Genomic DNA, 22,053 nt, shown 5'->3' with positions numbered 1-22,053 from the left:
CCCGTAGGAGCGGCTTCAGCCGCGAAGAGGCCTTCCCAGCAAATCCCAGACGCCCGCTGCACGCGGACATGCAGGCCCCGCACCGCACGCCAAGCCTCCAACGTAGGAGCGGCTTCAGCCGCGAAGAGCCTTCCCAGCAAATCCCAGGCGCCCGCCGCACGCGGACATGCAGGCCCCCGCACGCCCGCCGAATCTCCAACGTAGGAGCGGCTTCAGCCGCGAAGGGCCTTCCCGGCAAATCCCAGGCACCCGCTGCACGCGGACATGCAGGCCCCGCACCGCACGCCAAGCCTCCAACGTAGGAGCGACTTCAGCCGCGAAGGGCCTTCCCAGCAAATCCCAGGCGCCCGCTGCACGCGGACATGCAGGCCCCCGCACCGCCCGCCGAGCCTTCAACGTAGGAGCGGCTTCAGCCGCGATGGGGCTTGCCAGCAGATCACACCGGCCCCGGCGCGCAGAAACACCCCAGGCAAGCCCCTTCGCGGCTGAAGCCGCTCCTACGGTTGCTGCGGGCGGAACCGCCACAGCGCCAGCGTGGCGTACAGCAGCGCCAGCAACAGCAGGTTGAGCAGGTCGCCGCCTACTTCCGGCAGCCGCGCGCCCATCTGCTGGGTGCGCACGATGGCGTTGATGCCGGCCGTGGTCGGCAGCAGCTTGGCCAGCGCCACCAGCGCCGGCGGCGAGGCCAGCGCCGGCCACGACAGGTTGGACAGGAAGAACAGCGGGATCGACACCGCGGTGACGTACTGGAACGCGCGCTCGCGGGTGGTGAAGAAGCTGCCGACGAACAGCCCGAACGGCACCGTCGCCAGCGCGAACAGCAGCACCGCCAGCAGCAGGCCCGACACGTTGCCGCCACGCGGGTAGTCCTGCGCCCAGGCGGTGAATCCGGCGTAGTAGAGCAACCCGCATACCGCCACCAGCACGAACGCCGCCGCCATGCCCAGCAGCACCGGCGGGGCGAAATGCAGGCGCCGGCCCAGCTGCGCGCGGCGGCTGCCCAGCAGCACGCCGATGCCCAGCAGCAGGGTCTGGTGCACGATCAGTTCGGCCACGCCCGGCACCACGCTGCTGCCGTAGCCCTCGCGGGTGTTGTACAGCGGCCGCTGCACCAGTTCGAGCGGCGCGGCCTGCGGCGCTCCCATGAAGGCGGCCTGGCGCACCGCCTGCCCGCGCGCGAAAGCGGTGATGCCTTCGGCCAGCCCGTTGAGGATGGCGCTGGCGCGGCTCAGGTAGGCGCCATTGCCCAGCAGCACCAGCTGGCCGCTGCCGCCGCGCAGGATGTCGCGCTCCAGCCGCGCCGGGACCAGCACGATGCCGTCGACCTGCCCGGCTTCCAGCTGCGCGCGCGCCTGCGCCAGGTCGGTCGGCTGCGCGACCACCCGCACCGCGCGCAGCGCGTCGATATGCCGGACCAGTTCGCGGCTGGTGGCGCTGCGGTCGGCGTCGACCACGGCGATGGGCAGGTCGCTGGCCACCTGGTGGCGGTAGGCAGCCGGATAGAAGAACGAGTACAGCAGGACCGCACCGATCATCACCGCGCGCGCCGAGGAATCGGCGAACACCGCCTGCAGGGTCGCGCGGAAAGTGGCGGCAACCCGCCTCATGCCGGTACCGGGTCCGCACCGGCCGGCCGGCGCGCGACCCGCACCAGCAGCAGCGCGCCGAGGCCGCCGGCCACCGCCGCCATCAGCAGCAGCACGCCCAGCGGCCGCAGCGACAGCGTCCACGGCGCGCCCATGAACAACTGCTGCATCTGCACCTGCACATAGGCGGTGAGCGGCAGCAGCGCGTTCCAGAGGCGGGTGAACAGCGGCGCCTCGACCACCGGGAAGGTGGCGCCGGAAAACGCCAGCGCGGTGCCGATGCTCAGCCCCACCAGCGACAGGCCGGTGCCCATGTCGCGGGTGATGGCGATGAACAGCAGCGCGAAGCAGCAGCAGGCCAGGTAGAACAGCGGCTGCGCCAGCACCAGCAGCCACAGGCTGCCGGCCACGCCGTCGCCGCGCACGTACGCCACGTACAGCACGCCCAGCGTGCCGTACAGCGAGAACAGCGCCACGTACGGCGCCAGCTTGCCGGCGATGGCCGCCCACGGCCGCTCGCCCAGCCATGCCGGCAGCAGGCCGTCGCGGCGCTCGCGGCCGAAGGCGCCGCCGGCGGCCAGCGCTGCCAGCAGCGACAGCACCGCCGGGAAGACCAGCGGCAGCAGGAACAGCTCGTAGCTGCGCGCCGGGTTGTGCAGCACCGTGGCCTGCACCGTCACCGGCGCCGCGCGCAGCCGCGCCGGCCCCGTCTGCCGGCCGATCCGTTCCTTCAGCATGCGCGCGTTGAACGCGCCCACCGCGTCGGCGATGTCGCGCGCCGCCGACTGCCCGGTGGCCATGTAGGTGGCGTTGTAGAACGCGTAGACCGGCGCGGCCTCGCCGCGCAGCGCGCGGCGGCTCATGTCGCGCGGCACCAGCACGATGGCGAACACCTCCAGCGCGCGCAGCTGCGCCTGAGCCTGCTGCAGCGATACCGGCTGGCGGGCGATCGCCACGCCCGGGCTGGCGTCGATGGCACGCGCCAGCGCGCGGCTGTCCGGGCTGCCGTCCAGGTCCACCAGCGCCACCGGCACCTGCCGCAGCACCGAGGCCGAGAACAGCCACATCATCGCCGCCATCAGCAGCAGCGGCATCAGCGTGACCAGCGCCAGTTCCCAGCGGTCGTCGCGCCAATGGCGCAGTTCGCGCCGCAGCGAAGCGGCGAAGGCCGCGCCCGTGCCCGGCGTCAGCCCTGCGGCCATGCGAACAGCACGCTCATGCCCGGGCGGAAACCGTCGATGGGCTGCCGCGGCCGCGCCCGCACCTCGAAGCTGCGCACGTCGTAGCCGGACGACTGGCGGGTGCTGCGCCAGGTGGCGTAGTCGCCGGCCGGATTGATGAAATAGACCTCGAAGCCGGCGCTGCGCCCGCCCAGCGCGGGAATCGTGCCCTGCAGCGTGGCGCCGGGCTTGAGCCCGTGCAGCTGGTCCTCGCGCAGGGTCAGCGCCACCCACATGTGGTCGATGTCGACCAGGGTGAACACCGGGTAGCCGGCCGGCACCAGTTCGCCGATGTCGGACAGGCGCTTGCCCACTTCGCCGGCCAGCGGCGCGCGGCCCACCGTCTCCTGCCGCGCGGCATCGACCTCGGCCTTGGCGCCTTCGGCCTGCCGCACCTGCGCCAGCGCGGCGGCCTTGTCCTGCTGCCGCGCGCCGGCCAGCGCCTGGTCGTACTGCGCGCGCGCCGCACGCGCCAGTTCCTCCGAGCTGCGCGCCTGCGCCTGCGCCTCGTCGCGCTTCTGCCGTGTCACCACGCCCTCGCGGAACAGGTTGTCCACGCGGCGGAAGGTGGCGGTCGCCAGGTCGGCGCCTGCCACGGCGCGCTTCCAGTTGGCCTCGGCCGCGCGGATGTCCTCGTTGCGCGCGCCTTCCTCGGCCTTCTCCGCCACCGCCTGCGCGGCGGCCACCACGGCATCGGCCTGGCGCTCCTTGGCGGCGACTTCCGGGCTGTCCAGCTCGAACAGCACCTGCCCGGCCGCGACCCTGTCGCCCTCGCGCACGTGCAGCGTCTGCAGCCGCGCGGTGACCTTGGCGGCGACGTTGACGTTGTCGGCGTCGGCCATGCCCTGCACCTGGTCGGCCGGCGTGCGCAGGCCCAGCCACAAGCCGATCGCGACCAGCGCCAGCAGCAGGCCGCCCCCGATGGCGAAGACGCGGCGATGCCGCGGGCCCGCGCCCTGTCCCAGAGAATCGCTCATTCCAGCACCTTGTCCGCACGCCGGCGGTAGTCGTCGAACCGTTCCATCTGCCCGCTCACTTCCAGCAACTGCGCCAATGCCACGTCGAACTGGTAAGCGGCCTGCGCCCGTTCCACCCGCGCCCCGCCCAGCGCCAGCCGCGCGTCGATCACGTCCAGCGAGGTCGCCTGGCCTTCGCGGAAGGACAACTCCTGCAGGCGCAGGTTTTCCTCGGCCTGGGCGATGCTGCTGTCCAGCAAGCGGAACTGGGTGCGCGCGGTGTCCAGTTCGTTCCAGGCCTTGCCCACGCCCAGCCGCAGCTGGTTCTCCGCCTCGCCCAGGCCCGACTGCGCCTGTTCCAGCTGCGCGCGCGCGGCGCTGACCTGCAGCGGCCGCGCGGTCGGCGACAGGAAGGTGTAGCGCAGGCCGATGCCGAACGCCCAGTCGGCGTCGGTCAGCAGCGCGTCGCGGCGGTGAAGGTCGTACTGCCCGAACAGGTAGACCTGCGGCTTGAGCTTGGCCTGCTGCACGCGCACGCCCTGTTCGGCCTGCGCGGCGAGCGCGCGCAGGCGTTCGATCTGCGGGTGGCGCTGCAGCGCGCTGCGCTCGAAGTCGGCGCGCGCGCCCAGCGGCGCGTCGATCACGAACAGCGGCGAGGCGGTGCCGACCGCACCGCCGCTGCGCAGCAGCGTGGCCAGCGCCTGCTGCAGGGTGGCCAGGTCGTTGACCGCCTTCTGGTAGTCGCGCTCGGCCTTGTCGCGGACGACGTTGGCCTGCAGGCGCTGGGCGCGGCTGGCGAAACCTTCGCGTTCGAGCTTGAGCGCGTCGTCCAGGTGCCGTTGCAGGCCATCGCGCACCTCGCGCCGCACCTGCACCGCCTGCCCGGCCAGCTGCTGGCCGAAGTAGGCCTGCACCAGCTGCAGCGCCAGCGACTGCCGCTGCGCCTCGCGCTCGGCCTGCGCCTGCGCGGTGGCCGCCTGCGCCGCCTGCTGCGCGGCCGGGATCAGTCCGCCGCTGTACAGCGGCACGCTGGCGGTGACGATCGGGCGGGTGCGCCAGTCGCGCTCGGCGAATTCCAGCGGCGATTCGATGCCGAACGCCTCGGCCACCGGCGCCAGCGAGCCCAGCGGCAGGGTCAGGGTCTTCTGGAACTGCATGCGGCGCACGTCGGCGGTGATTTCCGGCAGCCGCAGGTAGCGGGTGGCGTCCTGCAAGTCCTGCTTGTTGCGCACCCCGGCCTGCGCCGCGGCGAGCGCGTCGGACACCTGTTCCAGCCGTTCGCGCGCCTGCTCGAAGCTCAGTACCGGCGCATCGTCGGCGGCGGCGTTCCCCGCCAGGAAAAGGCAGGCCGCCAACAGCCCTGCCCGCCCCCTCGTTGTCGGCTGCTTGCCTGCCACCCCGGATGCTCCTTTCCCCACGCCCGCGCCAGCATAGCGCCCGCATCGTGAGGAAGAAGCATGCACGCGTTTCAGGCCGCCCGCGCCAGCGGGGAGCGCGGCGGCAGCCACGCCAGGCTGCGGCCGGCATGGTCGAGCAGGCGCAGGCTGCCGTCGGGGTCCTCGGCCAGCGCGGTGAGGCTTTCGACCCAGTCGCCGTCGTTGGCGTATACCAGCCCGTCGCGCTCGACCAGCGCGGCGCGGTGGATGTGGCCGCAGACGATGCCGTCCAGGCCGCGGCGGCGCACGTCGTCCAGCCCGGCCTGCACGAAACGTTCGATGTAGCGCTCGGCCGCCGCGCTGCGCCGCTTGAGGAATTCGGCCAGCGACCAGTAGCGCAGGCCGAACCGGCGCCGCAGCGCATTGAGCAGGCGGTTGCCGGTGAGGATGCGGTAGTACAGCCAGTCGCCGAAGCGTTCCTGCAACCCACCGAAATGGGTGGCGCCGTCGTAGTCGTCGCCATGCACCACCAGCAGGCGGCGGCCATCGGCGGTGACATGGATGGCGCGGCGGCGCACCTGCATGGCCGGCAGCATCAGCCCGCAGGTGCGGCGCAGCGGCGCGTCGTGGTTGCCGGGGATGTAGATGATCTCGGTGCCGGCGCGGCGCAGCGCGTGCAGCGCCTCGATCACCTCGTTGTGCGCCGCCGTCCAGCTGGCGCGCCGCTGCGTCAGCCACCACAGGTCGACGATGTCGCCAACCAGATAGAGCCGCTCGCAGCGCAGCAGCGACAGGAAACGCGCCAGCTCGGCGGCATGGCAGTGGCGCGCGCCCAGGTGCGTATCGGAGATGAACACCGCGCGCCGGTGCGGCAGCAGCGGCGTCGGCGCGCTCATGCCACCGCTCCGGCGTCGCGCAGGTAGCGCTTGCGCTTCTTCGGCCGGACCGCCTGCAGGTCCACTTCGATCAGCCCGTCGATGGAATCGCTGAAATCCGGGTCCACGCCGAACGCCAGGAAGCGCGCGCCGCCCGGTTCGCACAGGTCGGTGTACTGGCGGTAGAGCGTCGGCACGCTGGTGCCCGACGTGGCCAGGTTGGCCTTGAGCACCTCGAACGCGGCCTCGGCGTCCAGCTCGCCGAAGCACGGCGGCGCGGCGAAATACTGGAACGGCCGGTTCGATTCGGCCAGGCCGTGGCCGCCGCCGTAGTAGCGCTGGTAGTACGCGACCAGCTGTTCGCGCGCCTCGCGTGGCAGCGCCGCGCTGATCGACACCGCGCCGAACAGGTAGCGGATGCCCGGCTGGCAGCGCAGGTAGGCGCCGATGCCCTGCCACAGGTAGTCCAGGCTGCGGCTGCCCCAGTAGTCGGGCACGACGAAGCTGCGGCCCAGCTCCATGCCCTCGGCGATGCGGGCGATGGCGTCGTCCGAGTAGCGGAACAGCGCGGCGGTGTAGAGCCCGGCCAGCCCGCTGCGCGCCAGCGCCTGGGCGCCGCGCATGATGCGGTAGGCGCCGGCGATGCGCTGCGCGGCCGCATCCCAGACCACGATGTGCTGGTACAGCGGGTCGAAATCGTCCAGGTCGCGGCTGCGCCCGGTGCCCTCGCCGACCCGGCGGAAGGTCAGCTCGCGCAGCCGCCCCAGTTCCAGCAGCAGCGGCGAGCCGGCGGCGCAGCGCACCAGCCGGATCTGCTTGCCGTCGCCGGTCTGGCCCAGCAGTTCGGCGGCCTCGATCTCCGCCGCCACCTGCTCCACCGCGACCGGCGCGGCCAGCGGTTCCGGCCCGTCGCTGGCCGCGTCTGCCTGCGCGGCCTGGCGACCCAGCGCATACAGCGCGCGGCGCACCGCTTCCAGCTGCAGCGCCGGATCCAGCTCCGGATCCAGCCGCATCGCCTGCCCCACCTGCAGCCGCAACGGCCGACCGCGGCGGGCGAACATCTCGCGCGCCAGCAGGGCGGTGCCGGCCGGCTTGAACAGGGTCGAGGCGCCGTAGAACAGCGCCGAGTTGCGCGCCTGCACCCGCACCGGCAATACCGGCGCCTGGGTGGCGTTGGCGAAGCGGACGAAGCCGCGGTTCCAGCGGCCGTCGCGGATGCCGCGCAGCGACAGCCGCGAGACCTCGCCGGCCGGGAACACGATCACGCACTGTTCGGCCGCCAGCGCCTGCTCCACCGCCTGCAGGCTGGCGCGCTGCGCGCGGCCGCCGAGGATGCGCACCGGCAGCAGCAGCCCGCGCAGCGGTTCCAGGCCGGCCAGCAGGTCGTTGGCGACGATGCGCACGTCGCGCCGCACCTGGCCCACCGCATCCAGCAGCGCCAGCGCGTCGAGCGCGCCGGAGGGATGGTTGGCGACGACCAGCAGGCGCCCGCTGGCGGGGATCCGCGCCAGCGCGGCGGCCTCCACCTCGTAGCGGCTGCCCAGGAAGTCCAGCGCCGCGGCGACGAAGGCGAAGCCATGGCGGTCGCCGTTGTCGCGCAGGAACTCCTGCACCCGGTCCAGCCGCGACCAGCGCCCCACCTGGCGCAGCAGCGGCCGCGCCAGGTGGCCGCGCGGGCCGTGGAACCAATCGGGATAGCGCTGCTGCAGGCGTTGCTCGATCTGGTGCATGAGGTTGTCCGACGGCCCGGTTGGCCGGCAGCCTGCGCGCGGCACACGGCAATGCGGTTGCGGTTTTGCGGCAGTTACGTGACGCCCCCGCCGTGGTCCGCCAGCACAGCGCAGCGCGTGAACCGGTTTATTAACCGGATGGCAACAAGCGCCCCTGCACTATTCCGGGGGCGCCCCGGCCGTGTATCATTCGCGGCTATCTTTTCATCCGCATACAGGGATACAAGCTCATGTCCAGCTATCTCTTCACTTCCGAGTCGGTCTCCGAAGGCCATCCGGACAAGATCGCCGACCAGATTTCCGATGCGGTGCTGGACGCGATCCTGGCCCAGGACAAGCGCGCCCGCGTCGCCTGCGAAACCCTGGTCAAGACCGGCGCGGCCATCGTCGCCGGCGAGGTCACCACCTCGGCGTGGGTCGACATCGAGGAGCTGACCCGCAACGTCATCAACTCGATCGGCTACGACAACTCCAACGTCGGCTTCGACGGCCACACCTGCGCCATCATCAACATGCTCGGCAAGCAGTCGCCGGACATCGCCGCCGGCGTGGACGGCACCGACAAGAAGAGCAAGAAGCCGGAAGAACAGGGCGCTGGCGACCAGGGCCTGATGTTCGGCTATGCCTGCAACGAAGCCCCGGAATACATGCCGGCGCCGATCTACTACAGCCACCGTCTGGTCGAGCAGCAGGCCAAGGTCCGCAAGAAGAAGAATTCGCCGCTGCCGTGGCTGCGCCCGGACGCCAAGAGCCAGGTCACCCTGCGCTACGGCCAGGACGGCAGGATCGAGGGCCTGGACGCGGTGGTGCTGTCGACCCAGCACGACCCGGGCGTGAAGCAGAAGGACCTGATCGAGGCCGTGCGCGAGCACATCCTCAAGCCGGTGCTGCCGAAGGCGTGGCTGGACAAGCTGCCGAAGAACAAGGTGCACATCAACCCGACCGGCATCTTCGTGATCGGCGGCCCGGTGGGCGACTGCGGCCTGACCGGCCGCAAGATCATCGTCGACACCTACGGCGGCATGGCCCGCCACGGCGGCGGCGCGTTCTCCGGCAAGGACCCGTCCAAGGTCGACCGTTCGGCCGCCTACGCCGCGCGCTACGTCGCCAAGAACGTGGTCGCCGCCGGCCTGGCCGACAAGTGCGAAGTGCAGGTCTCCTACGCCATCGGCGTGGCCGAGCCGACCTCGATCTCGGTCACCACCTTCGGCACCGGCAAGATCCCGGACGCGCAGATCGAGAAGCTGATCCGCGCCCACTTCGACCTGCGTCCGTACGGCATCATCAAGATGCTCGACCTGATCCACCCGATGTACCAGCAGACCGCCGCCTACGGCCACTTCGGCCGCAAGCCGAAGGAATTCTCGTATGTCGACGGCGACGGCAAGACCCAGAACGCCACCGCGTTCTCGTGGGAGAAGACCGACCGCGCCGAAGCCCTGCGCAAGGCCGCCAAGCTCAAGTAAGGCCGGCACGGCACCGCGTCACCGGAAAGGCCGCCCGCAGGGGCGGCCTTTTCGTTTGTGGACAAGCCAATGCTTCGCTTCCCGTAGGAGCGGCTTCAGCCGCGATGGGGTTTTCCCGAAAATGCCCCATCGCGGCTGAAGCCGCTCCTACGCGATCGCACGTGCATCCGGTTGCCGCGCTGGGGTAGCCTGCGGCTCCGTCCCGTCCGCCGCCTCCCATGTCCGATCCCACGCCCCACCAGTTGTCGATGACCGTGCTGATGTCGCCGGAGATGGCCAACTTCTCCGGCAAGGTGCACGGCGGCGCGGTGCTGCGCCTGCTCGACCAGGTCGCCTACGCCTGCGCCAGCCGCTACGCCGGCAACTATGTGGTCACCCTGTCGGTGGACCAGGTGACGTTCCGCCAGCCGATCGCGGTGGGCGAACTGGTCACCTTCCTGGCCTCGGTGAACTACACCGGCACCTCGTCGATGGAAGTGGGCATCAAGGTGGTCGCCGAGGACATCCGCAAGGGCAGCGTGCGCCACGCCAACAGCTGCTTCTTCACCATGGTCGCGGTCGACGACGACGGCAGGCCCACGCCGGTGCCGCCGCTGCAGCCGCGCACCGGCGACGAGAAGCGCCGCTACGCCGCCGCGCAGATCCGCCGGCAGCTGCGGCAGGAGATGGAGCAGCGGCACCTGGAGCTGCTCAGGAGCACGCCGGGCTCCACGCCGGATCACTGACCCCCGCGGCAGGGCGCGGATTGCCAGCGCCGGCTAGTCCCAGCGTCCCTCCAGCGCCAGCAGGATGGATTGGCGATGGCTGCGCCTGCTGGCGTTGAGCGTGGCCGGGTCCAGCGCGAGCAGCGGGTCGAGGAAGCGGGTGCGGATGTCGCGCATGCCGGCTTCGTCGTGCAGCTTGTACAGCGCGATGTACAGCTCGGTCGCGCTTTCGAGCGTGTGGCCATCCATCTGCCCGCGCGTGCGAGCGCGGATTTCCAGCGCCTGCGCATGGGCGTCGCGCGATGCGCGCCAGTTGCCGGCATTGCGCTCGATGCGCCCCAGCACCCCCATGGTGGCGGTGACGAGCAGGTGCTCGGGACCGAGCTGGCGGCGCATGCCCGCCAGGGTGGCCTGTGTCAGCGCGCGCGCCTCGTCCAGGCTGTCCGGACGGCGGCTCAGCATGCTGGCCAGCCCGCCCTGGGCGAACAGCGTGTCGGGGTGCTCGGGTCCCAGCAGCCGCAGGCAATCGGCCAGGTGCCGCCGCTGCAGCGCGATCGCTTCGTCCATGCGCTCCTGCTTGGAAAGCAGGCGTATCTTGTCCACGACGAACTGCCGCATGGCCGGGTGTTCGATACCCAGCAGGCGGCCGCGCGACTGCAGCAGGTGGTCCAGCAAGGCTTCGGCTTCGGCGAAGCTTTCCGGCGAGTCGGCCAGGCGCACCAGGCTGGTGGCCGCGGTACCCCAGGCCTTGAGCGTGTCCGGATGCTCGGCGCCGAGACGGCGTTCGCGCACTTCGGCCACCTGCCTTGCCAGCGTGGCCGCCTGCTCGTAGTCGGCGTAGGCGAACTGCAGTTCCGCCTGCAGGTCCATCGCGGCCAGGGTGCGGTTGGACTCGGCGCCGAAGCGCGCACGGTACAGCGGCAGCAGGGCTTCCATCTCCGCACGGCTGTCGTCGCGCAGCGACAGCTTGTCCAGCGTGCGCGCGTAATCGCCGCGCAATAGCAGCAGGGCTTCGTCGTCGGCAGGCAGGGCGGCCATCCAGGCCTTGCGCAGCGCGCGCTGCCTGGCCAGCGCCGCCTGCAGTTCGCCGCGCGCGGCCAATACCCGCGCCGCGCCGGCCTCGGCGGCGCGGCGCTGCGGATCCAGCGCGGGCAGGCTGCGCGTCGTCGCCATGGCGCGCTCGAAGGCCTGCGTCGCCGGCTCCAGGTCGCCCTGCAGCGACAGCGCCTGTCCCAGGTCGATGCGCGCGGACACGACGCGCGCGTCGGTGGCCGGCAACGCCGCCTCGCGCGCCCGCAGCACCCGCCGCAGCTCGTCGGCCGCGTGCGGATACTGGCCGATGGCGATCAGCACCCGCGCCAGCGATTGCCGCATGTCGGCCGCCAGCAGCGGCGCATCGGCGAAATCGCCGTCCAGCCGCGCCAGCGCGTGGGTGACGATCTGCTGGTCCAGCGCGTCGCGGGCGATGCTGGGGGCGCCGACCTGGGCGAAGGCCTGGCGCAGGCGCACGTCCAGCGGCTGGCTGGCGTCCTGCTTCTCCAGCACTTCGAGCACCTTGCGCTGCTGGGTGTCGGTCATGGCGTGGCCCATCGCGTCGATGTCCACGCTCTCCAGCATCGCCTGCTGGAAGTCGGTGAGCCGCTGCAGGTCGTGACCGCGCTTTTCGGCCAGCGCCTGCTGCGCCCGCGCCTCGCGCAGCGCCAGCACCGAGGCCAGCAGGCCGCCCAGCACCGACAGCAGCACCAGCGTGGCGGCGGCCAGCGGCCAGGCGTTGCGGCGCAGGAAACGCCGCGCGCGGTAGCCGCGTTCGCCGGCGCGCGCGCTGACCGGGCGGTGGGCCAGGTAACGGCGCAGGTCCTCGGCCAGCGCCGCGACCGAGGCGTAGCGCTGGTCCGGCTCCTTGCGCAGCGCCTTGAGCACGATCGCGTCGATGTCGGCCGGTACCGCACGGGCGTGCGCGCGCGGCGCGCCGTCGCGCCGCAGCCGCCGGCTGGGCGGCGGCACGTCGGTGTTGGCGATGGCGTTGTACAGGCCGGCCGGATTGTCGATGTCGGCGAACGGCAGCTGCCCGCAGACCAGCTGGTACAGCACCGCGCCCAGTGAGTAGACGTCGGTGGCGGTGGTCAGCGGCTGGCAGGCGAGCTGCTCGGGGCTGGCATAGGCCAGGGTGAGGGCGTGCTGGCCGGTGCGGGTGTCGCCGCCCATCGCGCTGTCCTCGTCGATCAGACGGGCGATGCCGAAGTCCAGCAGGCGCGGCTGGCCGCGCGCGTCGACCAGGATGTTGGCCGGCTTGAGGTCGCGGTGGATGACCAGGCAGCGGTGCGCCTCGGCCACCGCCTCGCAGACCTTGACGAACAGCGCGATGCGCTCGTCCAGCGGCAGCCGCGCGGCATGCGCGTCCATGCGCTCGCCCTCGACGTATTCCATCGCCAGGAACGGACGGCCATCGGCGAGGATGCCGCCGTCGAGCAGGCGCGCGATGCCCGGGTGGTCCAGCCGCGCCAGCAGTTCGCGTTCGCGGGCGAAACGCTCGCGCAGCTCGGGCGACGCCTCGGCGACCGGATTGAGCAGCTTCAGCGCGACCTTCTGCACGAAGCCGCCATGGCTGCGTTCGGCCAGGTAGACCACGCCCATGCCGCCGGCGCCCAGGCGCTGCAGCAGGCGGTAGTCGCGCGCGGCGTCGGCCGAGGTCTCCTGGCCGCTCAGGTCCTGGCCGGTGTCCGGCGCCGACAGCCCCGGCGAGCGCAGCGACACCACCAGCGTCTGGTCGGCCTCCATGCCGGCGAGCAGCGCCCGCACCTCGTCGGCCATCGCCGCATCGTCGCCCGCCTCGCGCGCGATCAGGTCCGCGCGCGCGCGGCCCTGCAGCTCCAGCGCCTGCAGCACGATCTGCTTGACCCGGTGGTAACGCCCGGCGTCGCCACCGCTCCCCTCCCCTTCGCGCATCGTCCCCGTTCCCGTCCCGGCATGCCGCCGTCAGCCGGTATTCTGCACTCCCTGGGACACGCCGTTCACGCAGGCCACCAGCGCGCGCAGCAGCGCCTCGTCCTCGCGGCCGCTCTCCCGCCAGCGTTGCAGCAGGTCCACCTGCAAGGTGCTGATCGGGTCGATGTAGGGATTGCGCAGGCGGATGGACAGCGCCAGCCGCGGATCGTGCTCGAGCAGTTCCTGCTGCCCGCTCAGGCGCTTGACCCAGTGCGCGGTCAGCGCCAGTTCCTCGCGGATCTGCGGGAAGAAGCGCTCGTGCAGCGGCCCGGCCAGCTTCGAGAACTGCTCGGCGATGTGGATGTCGCCCTTGCTCAGCACCATCGCCATGTCGTCGAGGAAGGTGGCGAAGAACGGCCAGTCGTGCGCCATCTCGCGCAGCAGCTCCTCGTTGCCGGCATCGGCGGCGGCCTGCAGGCCGCTGCCCACGCCGAACCAGCCCGGGATCACCGCCCGCGCCTGGCTCCAGGCGAACACCCACGGGATCGCGCGCAGGTTGGACAGCGCCGCGTCCTGGCCGAGCCGGCGCGACGGCCGCGAGCCGAGCGTCATGCGCTCGATCACGTCGATCGGGGTGGCGGCGCGGAAGTACTCCATGAACCGCGCGTCGCCGACGAAGGCGCGGTAGCGGCGCGCGCTTTCCGCCGCGACGGTGTCCATCACCGGCGTCCACCGCCGTTCGCGCGGTTCGGGCGCGCGCGGGCGCAGGCTGGCGCGCAGCACCGCGCCGGCCGACTGCTCCAGCGAACGCAGCGCCAGCGCGCGGATGCCGTACTTGCGGTGGATCACCTCGCCCTGCTCGGTCACGCGCAGGCGGCCGTCGATGCTGCCGCGCGGCGAGGCGTCGACCGCATGCGTGGTCTTGGTGCCGCCGCGGCTGATCGAACCGCCGCGGCCGTGGAAGAAGGTCAGGCGCACGCCATGTTCGGCGGCCACGGCGAGCAGCTCCACCTGCGCCTGCTGCAGGCCCCAGCGCGAGGCGGCGATGCCGCCGTCCTTGCCGCTGTCCGAATAGCCGAGCATCACCATCTGCACGTCGCCGCGCGCGGCCAGGTGCGCGCGGTATACCGGGTCGGCGAGCAGGTCGCGCAGGGTCGCGGTGCCGCGATGCAGGTCGTCCACCGTTTCGAACAGCGGCGCGATGTCCAGCGGCACCGCGTTGCCGTCGTCGACCAGGCCGCCGCGCCGCGCCAGCGCCAGCACCGCGAGCACGTCGCCGCGGTCGTGCGCCATCGAGATGATGTAGTTGCCCAGGGCGTCGGCGCCATGGCGGCGGTGCGCATCGGCCAGCGCCGCGAACACCTTGTCCAGCCGCTGCCCGGTCTCGTCGTCACCGCGTGGCAGCGCTTCCTCGCCGGCGGCGTAGGGCGACAGCAGCCGCGCGCGCGCCGCGCCGTCCAGCGCGTCGAACGCTTCCTGCCCGCCCAGCACCTCGGCCAGCGCACGCGCATGCACGCTCGACTCCTGGCGCACGTCCAGCCGCGCCAGGTGGAAGCCGAAGGTGCGCACGCGCCACAGCAGGCGGCGCACCGAGAACCAGCCGGCATGGCGGCCCTTGTTGGCGTCCAGGCTGTCGAGGATCAGCTGGATGTCGCCGGTCAGTTCCTCCGGCGAGGCATACGCGCCGGGCGCGTCGTCGAGCGTGGCCTGCAGGCGCGCGCGCATGCGGTCGTTGAGCAGGCGGTAGGGCATGTCGGCGTGGCGCGGACGCGACTGCACCTGCGGCAGCAGCGCGCGGTATTCCTCCACCCGCGCGCGCACCGCATCGCTCACGGCCACCAGTTCGGTGGACTGGCTGAGCAGGCTGGCGAGCTTGAGCAGGTCCTTCTGGTACAGCTCCAGCACCGCGTCGCGCTGCGCGTTCAGGGTCGCGGCGATGGTGGCCGCATCGACGTTGGGATTGCCGTCCATGTCGCCGCCCACCCAGGTGCCGAAGCGCACCAGCCGCGGCAGCGGCAGGGCGCGGCCCCAGGTGTCGAGCAGCGCCTGTTCCAGCGATTCGTAGAACACCGGCATCACCCGGTACAGCACGCGGGTGAGGTAGAAGCCCACATGCTCGCGCTCGTCCTCCACGCTGGGCCGCACCGGCGAGGAATCGGCGGTCTGCCACGACGCGGTGAGCGCCATGCGCAGGCGCGCGGTGTCGGCGGCCTGCTCGCCCGGCGTGCGCTGGCCGTCGAGGTTGTCCACCAGACTGGCCACCATCAGCTGTTCTTTTTCCAGCAACGCGCGGCGCACCGCCTCGGTGGGGTGGGCGGTGAACACCGGCTCGATGTCGATGCGCGGCAACCACTGCATCAGTTCCTCCAGCGTCACGCCCTGCGCCTTGAGCTGCTGCAGCGCGTCCTGCAGACCTTCGGGCTGCGGGCGCTTGGTGCCGGCGCGCTGGTAGTCGCGGCGGCGGCGGATGCGGTGCACGCGCTCGGCGATGTTCACCACCTGGAAGTAGGTGCTGAACGCACGCACCAGCGCCTCGGCCTGGCGCGGCGTGCGCCCGGCCAGCTGCGCGCTGAGCGTGGCCAGCGGCGCCTGGCTCTCGCGGCGCGCGATCGCGGCGGTGCGCACGTCCTCCACTTCATCGAGGAACGCGGGCGAAACCTGTTCGGAAAGAAGATCGCCGACCATCGCGCCAAGGCGACGGACGTCGTCGCGCAGGGGCAGATCGGGCGTGGCGAAGACGACGCTGCTGCGATACTCGTTCATCCAGGAACCGGAACCTCGAGAGCGGAAACGTTCCCAAGCCTAACCGAAAAATCCCGTGGTTTTTGCAGTGCACCAATGCGGAAAATGGTTGCATCTGCATGTTGTCCACGCGCTGTCCGCGCAGACACGACGACGGGGCGCGAACGCCCCGTCGTGGTCACGCCATGACGCCGGAATGTCAGCGCTTTTTGTCGTCCTTCGCCGGCGCGGCCAGCCAGCGGTCCAGCCAGTCCTCGCTCTCGGCGAGCATGGTCATGATCGATTCGCGCGCGCGGTAGGCGTGCGATTCGTTGGGCAGCATCACCAGCCGCGCGTTTCCGCCCAGGCCTTTGACCGCGGCGAACATGCGCTCGCTCTGCATCGGGAAGGTGCCGGAGTTGTTGTCGTCCACGCCATGGATGAACAGGATCGCGTCCTTGATGTCGCCGGCGTAGTTGAACGGCGACATCTTCAGGTAGGTGTCCTGCGCCTGCCAGTAGTTGCGCTCCTCGGCCTGGAAGCCGAACGGGGTCAGCGTGCGGTTGTAGGCGCCCGAGCGCGCGATGCCGGCCTTGAACAGGCGCGTGTGCGCGAGCAGGTTGGCGGTCATGAACGCGCCATAGGAATGGCCGCCGACGGCGATGCGGCCGCGGTCGGCCACGCCGCGGCGCACCACCTCGTCCACCGCCGCCTGCGCGCTGGCCACCAGTTGCTGCACGTAGGTGTCGTTGGGCTCGGCGTCGCCCTCGCCGATGATCGGCATGGTCGGGTTGTTGAGCACCACGTAGCCCTTGGCCAGGAACGCCTGCGGACCCCAGTAGCTGATCGCGTTGAAGCGGTGCGGCGAGCCGATGACCTGGCTGGCGTCGTCGGCCGACTTGAACTCGGCCGGGTAGGCCCACATCAGCACCGGGCGCGGCCCGTCCTTCTTCGGGTCGTAGCCGGGCGGCAGCAGCAGGTCGGCGGTGAGCTCGACGCCATCGTTGCGCTTGTAGCGGATCTGCTCCTTCTTCACCCCGCGCAGCTGCGGCAGCGGATGCGCGAAACGGGTCAGCGCGACCGGCGCCGCGTCGCCGCCGAGCCCGCGCGCGTACAGGTTGGCCGGCTCGTCGTTGGACTCGCGGTAGAACAGCACGCGCGGCGCGGCGCCGTCGATCACCGCCGCCGGCGCCTCGTAGTACGGCGCCTGCGAGTGGAACAGGCGCTCGCTGCTGCCGCCGTCCAGGTCCACGCGGTCCAGGAACGGGCGGTCGCCTTCCGCCGAAGCGCCATCGCCGACGCGGTAGAAACCCTTGCCGTCGGCGGTGAACTGCAGGCGCGCGCGGCCGCTGTCGTCCGGCTGCAGCAGCGGCTCGCCCGGATCGCCGTAGCGGTCGTCCTCCGAGCGCGCGTACAGCAGCGCCGGCGCCTGTTCCGGATGGTCCGGCGCGATCTTCCACTGCTTCACCTGGCGGGTCTTCCACCAGTACTCGTCCAGCAGCGCCACGTCGCCGCGGCCCCAGGTGATGCCGGCGTAGCGCGAGCCCAGCCGCGCCAGCGTCACCGGCGGCCGCTCGAACGGCGCGGCCTGCACCAGCACCGCGTCGCGGATCGCCGCCTCGCGCGCCGGGTCGCCGCCGTCCTGGGCCTCGGCCCACACCAGCGTGGCCGGCGCGTCCGCGCGCCAGCCGATCGAGCGCACGCCGGTCGGCACCGCGTCGTTGCCGGTCGGCAGGCCTTCGACCAGCGGCAGCTTCGCCACCGTGTGCGCCACCTGGCCCTGCGCGTCCAGCACCTCGATGCGGCGCGGGAAGCGGTTCACCGGCACCGCGTAGGAGAACGGCCGCTCCACGCGCTGGCTGAGCAGGTAGTTGCCGTCCGGCGAGGGCGACAGCCCCAGGTAGAGGCCGGCCATGCCCAGCGGCCGGCTCTCGCCGTTGATCGCCACCCGCACCGGCTGCGCCTGCAGGTAATGCTCGAACAGGCGCGCGTCGTATTCGTTCTTCAGCAGGTCCTGGTAGGTGCGCACCGAACGCACGCCGCTGCCGGCCTCGGTCTGCTGCACCGCCGGACCGGTCGGGATGCCGTCGCCCACCGGCGCGGCGCCCTGCCCGGCCGGGCGCTGCATCACCAGCAGCGCGTCGCCGCCGGCCAGCCAGGCATAGCCGTTGCCGACCACGCTGTTCAGCCGCTCGGCCACGCGGCGCGCGCTGCCGGCGGCCACGTCCACCAGCCACAACTCGTTGCTGCCGCTGGCCGGGTCCACCTGGTTGAAGGCCAGGTACTTCTGGTCCGGCGACCAGGCCAGCGAGGCCACCGACAGCGGCTGCGGCAAGCCGCTGATCTGGCGCTCGCCGCCATCGGCGGTGGAGATCAGCCACAGCCTGCTGCCGAAGGAGAAGCGGCTGTCGGAGAAGGTCTTCGGGTTGATGCGCAGGCCAGCCAGCTTCAGCTCCGGCTGCGCCACCTGGGCGATGGACGGCAGCGGCGGGGTCTGCAGCATCGCCGCCAGGTCGCGCCGCGGCGACAGGCGCAGGGTCGGCGCACGCGGGGCGTCCACCACCGCCTGCAGCGCGGCCGACGGCAGGCGGTAGCCCTGGGCATCGGCGGCGGGGGCGTTGGCGGCCGGCGCGGCCGCCAGCAGCGGCGGCACGGCCAGCAGCAGGCCGGCGCACAGCAGCAGCGCCGCCGGAGCCCGCCGGGCGCGGCGGGAAGCGAACATCGTCATGGCATACCTCTCTGAACTGGATCGACCGCCCACGTTAACAATCCCCGGCCGCCGCCTCCCCTGCCTTTGGTTGGGCCCGGCCGGCCCGCGATATAATCGCCGGCCCGTCCGAGGGGCGCTGCGACCGCCGAGTGGAGTCCCCCGCAAGGGCCGGACCGCCACGGCGGCCAGGCTCGGACGGCACCGCATGCAACAACGGCGCCCGGCGAACGCGAGCCCTGCTCGCACCACACCGGAGCCCTACATGAACGCTGTTGCCAAGACCTTCTCCACCGAAGGCGATTACAAGATCGCCGACATCTCGCTGGCCGACTGGGGCCGCAAGGAAATCGACATCGCCGAGCACGAGATGCCCGGCCTGATGTCGATCCGCCGCAAGTACGCCGCCTCGCAGCCGCTCAAGGGCGTGCGCGTGACCGGCTCGCTGCACATGACCATCCAGACCGCGGTGCTGATCGAAACGCTCAAGGACATCGGCGGCGACGTGCGCTGGGCTTCGTGCAACATCTTCTCCACCCAGGACCAGGCCGCCGCCGCCATCGCCGCCACCGGCACCCCGGTGTTCGCGTGGAAGGGCGAGACCCTGGAGGAATACTGGGACTGCACGCTGGAAGCGCTGACCTTCAAGGCAAGCGACGGCACCCTGCTCGGCCCGGAACTGGTGGTGGACGACGGCGGCGACGTCACCCTGCTGATCCACAAGGGCTATGAGCTGGAAAACGGCAGCGACTGGGTCGACAGCGCCTCGGGCTCGCACGAGGAACAGGTCATCAAGAACCTGCTCAAGCGCGTGCACGCCGAGCGCCCGGGCTACTGGACCCGCGTGGTCAAGGACTGGAAGGGCGTCTCCGAGGAGACCACCACCGGCGTGCACCGCCTGTACCAGCTGGCCGAAGCCGGCACCCTGCTGGTCCCGGCGATCAACGTCAACGACTCGGTCACCAAGAGCAAGTTCGACAACCTGTACGGCTGCCGCGAATCGCTGGCCGACGGCCTCAAGCGCGCGATGGACGTGATGCTGGCCGGCAAGGTCGCCGTGGTCTGCGGCTACGGCGACGTCGGCAAGGGCTCGGCGCACTCGCTGCGCGCCTACGGCGCGCGCGTGGTCGTCACCGAGATCGACCCGATCTGCGCGCTGCAGGCGGCGATGGAAGGCTTCGAGGTCAACACCATCGAATCCACCCTGGGCCGCGCCGACATCTACGTCACCACCACCGGCAACAAGGACATCATCCGCATCGAGCACCTGAGCGCGATGAAGGACCAGGCCATCGTCTGCAACATCGGCCACTTCGACAACGAGATCCAGGTCGATGCGCTGGTGAAGTTCCCGGGCGTGCAGCACATCAACATCAAGCCGCAGGTGGACAAATACGTCTTCCCCCGTGCCGATGGACAGCCGGGCAACGCGATCTTCCTGCTGGCCGAAGGCCGCCTGGTCAACCTGGGCTGCGCCACCGGCCACCCGAGCTTCGTGATGTCCAATAGTTTTGCCAACCAGACCCTGGCGCAGATCGACCTGTGGGCCAACAAGGACAGCTACAAGGCCGACGTCTACCGCCTGCCGAAGAAGCTGGACGAGGAAGTGGCGCGCCTGCACCTGGAGAAGATCGGCGTGAAGCTGACCACCCTGACCCAGGAACAGGCCGACTACCTCGGCGTGCCGGTGGAAGGCCCGTTCAAGCCGGAGCACTACCGCTACTGATCGGCCTGCCGGTCACTGCGTGAAACACACGACGGGCGCCGCAAGGCGCCCGTCGCGTTTCCTGCGAAGCTTTTCTATCCGTCACGCGCACTTGCTACGCTGCGCGCCTTGTCCCGATTCCGATCCGAATACGACGATGAAACCGACGCTCCCGACAATCGTGGCCCTGCTGATGGCGATCCTGTCCGGCACCGCCCACGCGCAGCCGGCGACGCCTGCGCACGACAGCTTCGTCATCCAGTCGCAGCGGTTGCAGGAGGCGCGCACCATCAACGTCTACCTGCCGCCCGCCGATGCGGCGCCGACGCACCCGGTGCTGTACATGCCCGATGGCGGCGTCGCCGAGGATTTCCCGCACGTGGCGGCCACGGTCGATGCCGGCATCCGCGCCGGCCGGATCGCGCCGCTGCTGGTGGTCGGCATCGAGAACACCCAGCGCCGCCGCGACATGACCGGTCCGACGGACGTGGACAGCGACCGCCGCATCGCGCCGGTGGTCGGTGGATCGGCCGCGTTCCGCGCCTTCATCGCCGAGGAACTGATTCCCGAGATCGAGCGCCGTTACCGCACCACGGAGTCGCGCGGCATCATCGGCGAATCGCTGGCCGGGCTGTTCATCGTCGAAACCCTGTTCGAGCAGCCGACGCTGTTCGATACCTGGATCGCCTTCAGCCCGAGCCTGTGGTGGAACCACGCGGCGCTGACCCGCGGCGCCGGCGGGCGGCTGCAGGACATGCCCGCACTGAAAGAGCGGGTACTGGTCGCCTGGGGCGACGAGGACAACATCGGCCCACACGCACAGGCGCTGTCGGACACGGTGCGGCGCGCCGCCCTGCCCAGCCTGCAATGGCAGGCCATGCCGCGCCCGGACCTGCGCCACGACACCATCTACAGCGCGCTGGAAGCGATGGCGATCGAGCGCATGTATCCAGCGGTACCCGGCGACGGCGATCGCTGATCCCTCCCGGAACACCGGCTCGGCTGCCCACCGGAATCCGCCGCGACAGGAAACCCACGACGCACGCATGTCCACGACGATCCACGAAATAGCGCCAGCCGACGCCCCGATGGCGCTGCTCCTGCTGGCCGATCCCTCGGAGCGCAAGGTACGCGCCTATCTGCCCGCCGCGCGCTGCTTCGCCGCCCTGGTGGACGGCAGCATCGCCGGCGTCTGCGCGGTCGTGCCGCGCGCACCGGGCAGCCATGAACTGATGAACATCGCCGTCGATCCGGCGCGGCAGCAGCGCGGCATCGGCACGCAGCTGCTGACGCACGTGATCGACATGTACCGGCGCGAAGGCGCGGCGCGGCTGGAAGTGGGCACCGGCACCTTCGGCTACCAGCTCGCGTTCTACCAGCGGCACGGCTTGCGCGTATTCCAGATCGACCGCGATTTCTTCCTGCGCAACTACGACGAAGCGATCATCGAGGACGGCATCCAGCACCGGGACATGCTGCGCCTGGCCATCGACTATCGGCAGGAAGGCTGAGCGCGCTTACCGCCAGTTCGCGTTCGCTTCCCAGAACTCCACTGCGCGGCGGTAGGCATCGCGGTCGATGGGCACGCCGGAACCGCCTTCCTCCACGCCGAGCGCGTTGCGCATCATGGTGATCGGTGCCATCGGGATTTCCGCAGGCGTCGCGGTATACAGGCAGCCGACCACGCCCCAGTCGGCGTCGATGGGCGAGCCTTCCTTGGCCAGCTGTTCGCGGCTGTAGAGGATGACGACCAGGTAATCGGCCACCGGCGGCTCCACGCCTTCGAACCAGCGCACCAGCACCGGCAGCTCCTCGCGCGTGCGCGCCTCGTAGGCCGAGCGCAGCAGGTGCCGGTTGGCGTCGGTGACCGGCACCGTCAGGCAGCGCGTGGACGTCCAGTTGCGGTGCACGTGCAGCCTGCAGAACGGCGCGTAGCCATCGAGCACCCGCAGCGGCGCATGTTCGTTGAGATGACGCTCGAACTGCTCGGGCGTGCAGTCGCGGATCGTGTTCGGGCGTGGGGTGCGCGGGAACAGGCGGGTGCGGGCGAAGGGCGTGAGGAAGATGGACATGGCCGGGTCG

At 71.3% G+C, this 22,053-nt stretch carries 15 protein-coding genes and 1 riboswitch; of the genes, 5 read left to right on the top strand and 10 right to left on the bottom strand.

Annotated features, from left to right (window positions below; translation table 11 throughout):
- Positions 1–497: 497 nt before the first annotated feature.
- The 6 genes from CQ393_RS12970 to CQ393_RS12945 form a co-directional block, all read right to left on the bottom strand.
- A complete protein-coding gene (locus CQ393_RS12970; RefSeq protein WP_153191968.1) occupies positions 498–1,607 on the bottom strand; it encodes an ABC transporter permease in 1,110 nt (369 codons plus the stop codon).
- The gene (locus tag CQ393_RS12965) at positions 1,604–2,788 is read right to left on the bottom strand and encodes an ABC transporter permease (protein WP_153191967.1); all 1,185 of its coding nucleotides are present in this window, start codon (positions 2,786–2,788) and stop codon (positions 1,604–1,606) included. The genes CQ393_RS12970 and CQ393_RS12965 overlap by 4 nt, the downstream gene beginning before the upstream one ends.
- On the bottom strand, positions 2,773–3,783 hold the full coding sequence (locus CQ393_RS12960) for an efflux RND transporter periplasmic adaptor subunit (protein WP_153191966.1): 1,011 nt from the start codon (positions 3,781–3,783) through the stop codon (positions 2,773–2,775). Before CQ393_RS12960 ends, CQ393_RS12965 begins: the two co-directional genes overlap by 16 nt.
- Positions 3,780–5,159 (bottom strand): TolC family protein, encoded by a 1,380-nt coding sequence (locus CQ393_RS12955; RefSeq protein WP_343199961.1) that lies wholly within the window; start codon positions 5,157–5,159, stop codon positions 3,780–3,782. Before CQ393_RS12955 ends, CQ393_RS12960 begins: the two co-directional genes overlap by 4 nt.
- A gap of 71 nt (positions 5,160–5,230) precedes the next feature.
- Positions 5,231–6,034: a UDP-2,3-diacylglucosamine diphosphatase gene (locus CQ393_RS12950; protein ID WP_153191965.1), complete on the bottom strand. Its 804-nt coding sequence runs from the start codon at positions 6,032–6,034 to the stop codon at positions 5,231–5,233.
- The gene (locus CQ393_RS12945; RefSeq protein WP_153191964.1) at positions 6,031–7,743 is read right to left on the bottom strand and encodes a lysophospholipid acyltransferase family protein; all 1,713 of its coding nucleotides are present in this window, start codon (positions 7,741–7,743) and stop codon (positions 6,031–6,033) included. The genes CQ393_RS12950 and CQ393_RS12945 overlap by 4 nt, the downstream gene beginning before the upstream one ends.
- Positions 7,744–7,973: 230 nt before the next feature.
- On the opposite strand from CQ393_RS12945, the gene metK reads away from it, so the two are divergent.
- Entirely contained in the window at positions 7,974–9,209 is a 1,236-nt protein-coding gene (gene metK, locus CQ393_RS12940; protein WP_153191963.1) for a methionine adenosyltransferase, read from the top strand.
- A 218-nt stretch (positions 9,210–9,427) separates the two neighbouring features.
- Positions 9,428–9,934: an acyl-CoA thioesterase gene (locus CQ393_RS12935; RefSeq protein ID WP_153191962.1), complete on the top strand. Its 507-nt coding sequence runs from the start codon at positions 9,428–9,430 to the stop codon at positions 9,932–9,934.
- Between the two features lie 33 nt (positions 9,935–9,967).
- Here the strand turns inward: CQ393_RS12935 and CQ393_RS12930 are convergent, their stop codons facing one another.
- The 3 genes from CQ393_RS12930 to CQ393_RS12920 all read right to left on the bottom strand — a co-directional run bounded on the left by CQ393_RS12930 (position 9,968) and on the right by CQ393_RS12920 (position 18,287).
- Complete coding sequence (locus CQ393_RS12930) at positions 9,968–12,859, bottom strand: serine/threonine-protein kinase (protein WP_153191961.1); 2,892 nt, start codon at positions 12,857–12,859, stop codon at positions 9,968–9,970.
- 30 nt (positions 12,860–12,889) lie between these two features.
- On the bottom strand, positions 12,890–15,601 hold the full coding sequence (ppc, locus tag CQ393_RS12925; RefSeq protein WP_153191960.1) for a phosphoenolpyruvate carboxylase: 2,712 nt from the start codon (positions 15,599–15,601) through the stop codon (positions 12,890–12,892).
- 178 nt (positions 15,602–15,779) lie between these two features.
- Positions 15,780–18,287 carry a prolyl oligopeptidase family serine peptidase gene (locus CQ393_RS12920; protein ID WP_153191959.1) on the bottom strand — a complete coding sequence of 836 codons (2,508 nt, stop codon included), beginning with the start codon at positions 18,285–18,287 and terminating at the stop codon, positions 15,780–15,782.
- A 104-nt stretch (positions 18,288–18,391) separates the two neighbouring features.
- Positions 18,392–18,498, top strand: a riboswitch (S-adenosyl-L-homocysteine riboswitch).
- Between the two features lie 33 nt (positions 18,499–18,531).
- Here CQ393_RS12920 and ahcY point away from each other — a divergent pair.
- The 3 genes from ahcY (at position 18,532) to CQ393_RS12905 (ending at position 21,482) form a co-directional block, all read left to right on the top strand.
- On the top strand, positions 18,532–19,992 hold the full coding sequence (ahcY, locus tag CQ393_RS12915; protein WP_153191958.1) for an adenosylhomocysteinase: 1,461 nt from the start codon (positions 18,532–18,534) through the stop codon (positions 19,990–19,992).
- 136 nt (positions 19,993–20,128) lie between these two features.
- Positions 20,129–20,950 (top strand): alpha/beta hydrolase-fold protein, encoded by an 822-nt coding sequence (locus CQ393_RS12910; RefSeq protein WP_153191957.1) that lies wholly within the window; start codon positions 20,129–20,131, stop codon positions 20,948–20,950.
- A gap of 67 nt (positions 20,951–21,017) precedes the next feature.
- Entirely contained in the window at positions 21,018–21,482 is a 465-nt protein-coding gene (locus CQ393_RS12905) for a GNAT family N-acetyltransferase (protein WP_228114522.1), read from the top strand.
- Between the two features lie 6 nt (positions 21,483–21,488).
- Here the strand turns inward: CQ393_RS12905 and CQ393_RS12900 are convergent, their stop codons facing one another.
- The gene (locus tag CQ393_RS12900; RefSeq protein ID WP_153191956.1) at positions 21,489–22,043 is read right to left on the bottom strand and encodes a DUF3228 family protein; all 555 of its coding nucleotides are present in this window, start codon (positions 22,041–22,043) and stop codon (positions 21,489–21,491) included.
- Between the last annotated feature and the right edge of the window lie 10 nt (positions 22,044–22,053).

Origin of the sequence: Stenotrophomonas sp. MYb238, from assembly GCF_009496535.1 — a bacterium.
Lineage (GTDB): Bacteria > Pseudomonadota > Gammaproteobacteria > Xanthomonadales > Xanthomonadaceae > Stenotrophomonas.
Note: the sequence above shows the minus strand (reverse complement) of the source record. Positions and strands in the feature narration are given on the sequence as shown.

What these genes read in the sequence shown, in the direction of transcription:
- CQ393_RS12960 (WP_153191966.1), bottom strand. Translation starts at nt 3,783, where the DNA reads ATGAGCGATTCTCTGGGACAGGGCGCGGGCCCGCGGCATCGCCGCGTC.
- CQ393_RS12930 (WP_153191961.1), bottom strand. Translation starts at nt 12,859, where the DNA reads ATGCGCGAAGGGGAGGGGAGCGGTGGCGACGCCGGGCGTTACCACCGG.
- CQ393_RS12910 (WP_153191957.1), top strand. Translation starts at nt 20,129, where the DNA reads ATGAAACCGACGCTCCCGACAATCGTGGCCCTGCTGATGGCGATCCTG.
- CQ393_RS12945 (WP_153191964.1), bottom strand. Translation starts at nt 7,743, where the DNA reads ATGCACCAGATCGAGCAACGCCTGCAGCAGCGCTATCCCGATTGGTTC.
- CQ393_RS12900 (WP_153191956.1), bottom strand. Translation starts at nt 22,043, where the DNA reads ATGTCCATCTTCCTCACGCCCTTCGCCCGCACCCGCCTGTTCCCGCGC.
- CQ393_RS12965 (WP_153191967.1), bottom strand. Translation starts at nt 2,788, where the DNA reads ATGGCCGCAGGGCTGACGCCGGGCACGGGCGCGGCCTTCGCCGCTTCG.
- CQ393_RS12920 (WP_153191959.1), bottom strand. Translation starts at nt 18,287, where the DNA reads ATGACGATGTTCGCTTCCCGCCGCGCCCGGCGGGCTCCGGCGGCGCTG.
- CQ393_RS12950 (WP_153191965.1), bottom strand. Translation starts at nt 6,034, where the DNA reads ATGAGCGCGCCGACGCCGCTGCTGCCGCACCGGCGCGCGGTGTTCATC.
- ahcY (WP_153191958.1), top strand. Translation starts at nt 18,532, where the DNA reads ATGAACGCTGTTGCCAAGACCTTCTCCACCGAAGGCGATTACAAGATC.
- CQ393_RS12935 (WP_153191962.1), top strand. Translation starts at nt 9,428, where the DNA reads ATGTCCGATCCCACGCCCCACCAGTTGTCGATGACCGTGCTGATGTCG.
- ppc (WP_153191960.1), bottom strand. Translation starts at nt 15,601, where the DNA reads ATGAACGAGTATCGCAGCAGCGTCGTCTTCGCCACGCCCGATCTGCCC.
- CQ393_RS12905 (WP_228114522.1), top strand. Translation starts at nt 21,018, where the DNA reads ATGTCCACGACGATCCACGAAATAGCGCCAGCCGACGCCCCGATGGCG.
- metK (WP_153191963.1), top strand. Translation starts at nt 7,974, where the DNA reads ATGTCCAGCTATCTCTTCACTTCCGAGTCGGTCTCCGAAGGCCATCCG.
- CQ393_RS12970 (WP_153191968.1), bottom strand. Translation starts at nt 1,607, where the DNA reads ATGAGGCGGGTTGCCGCCACTTTCCGCGCGACCCTGCAGGCGGTGTTC.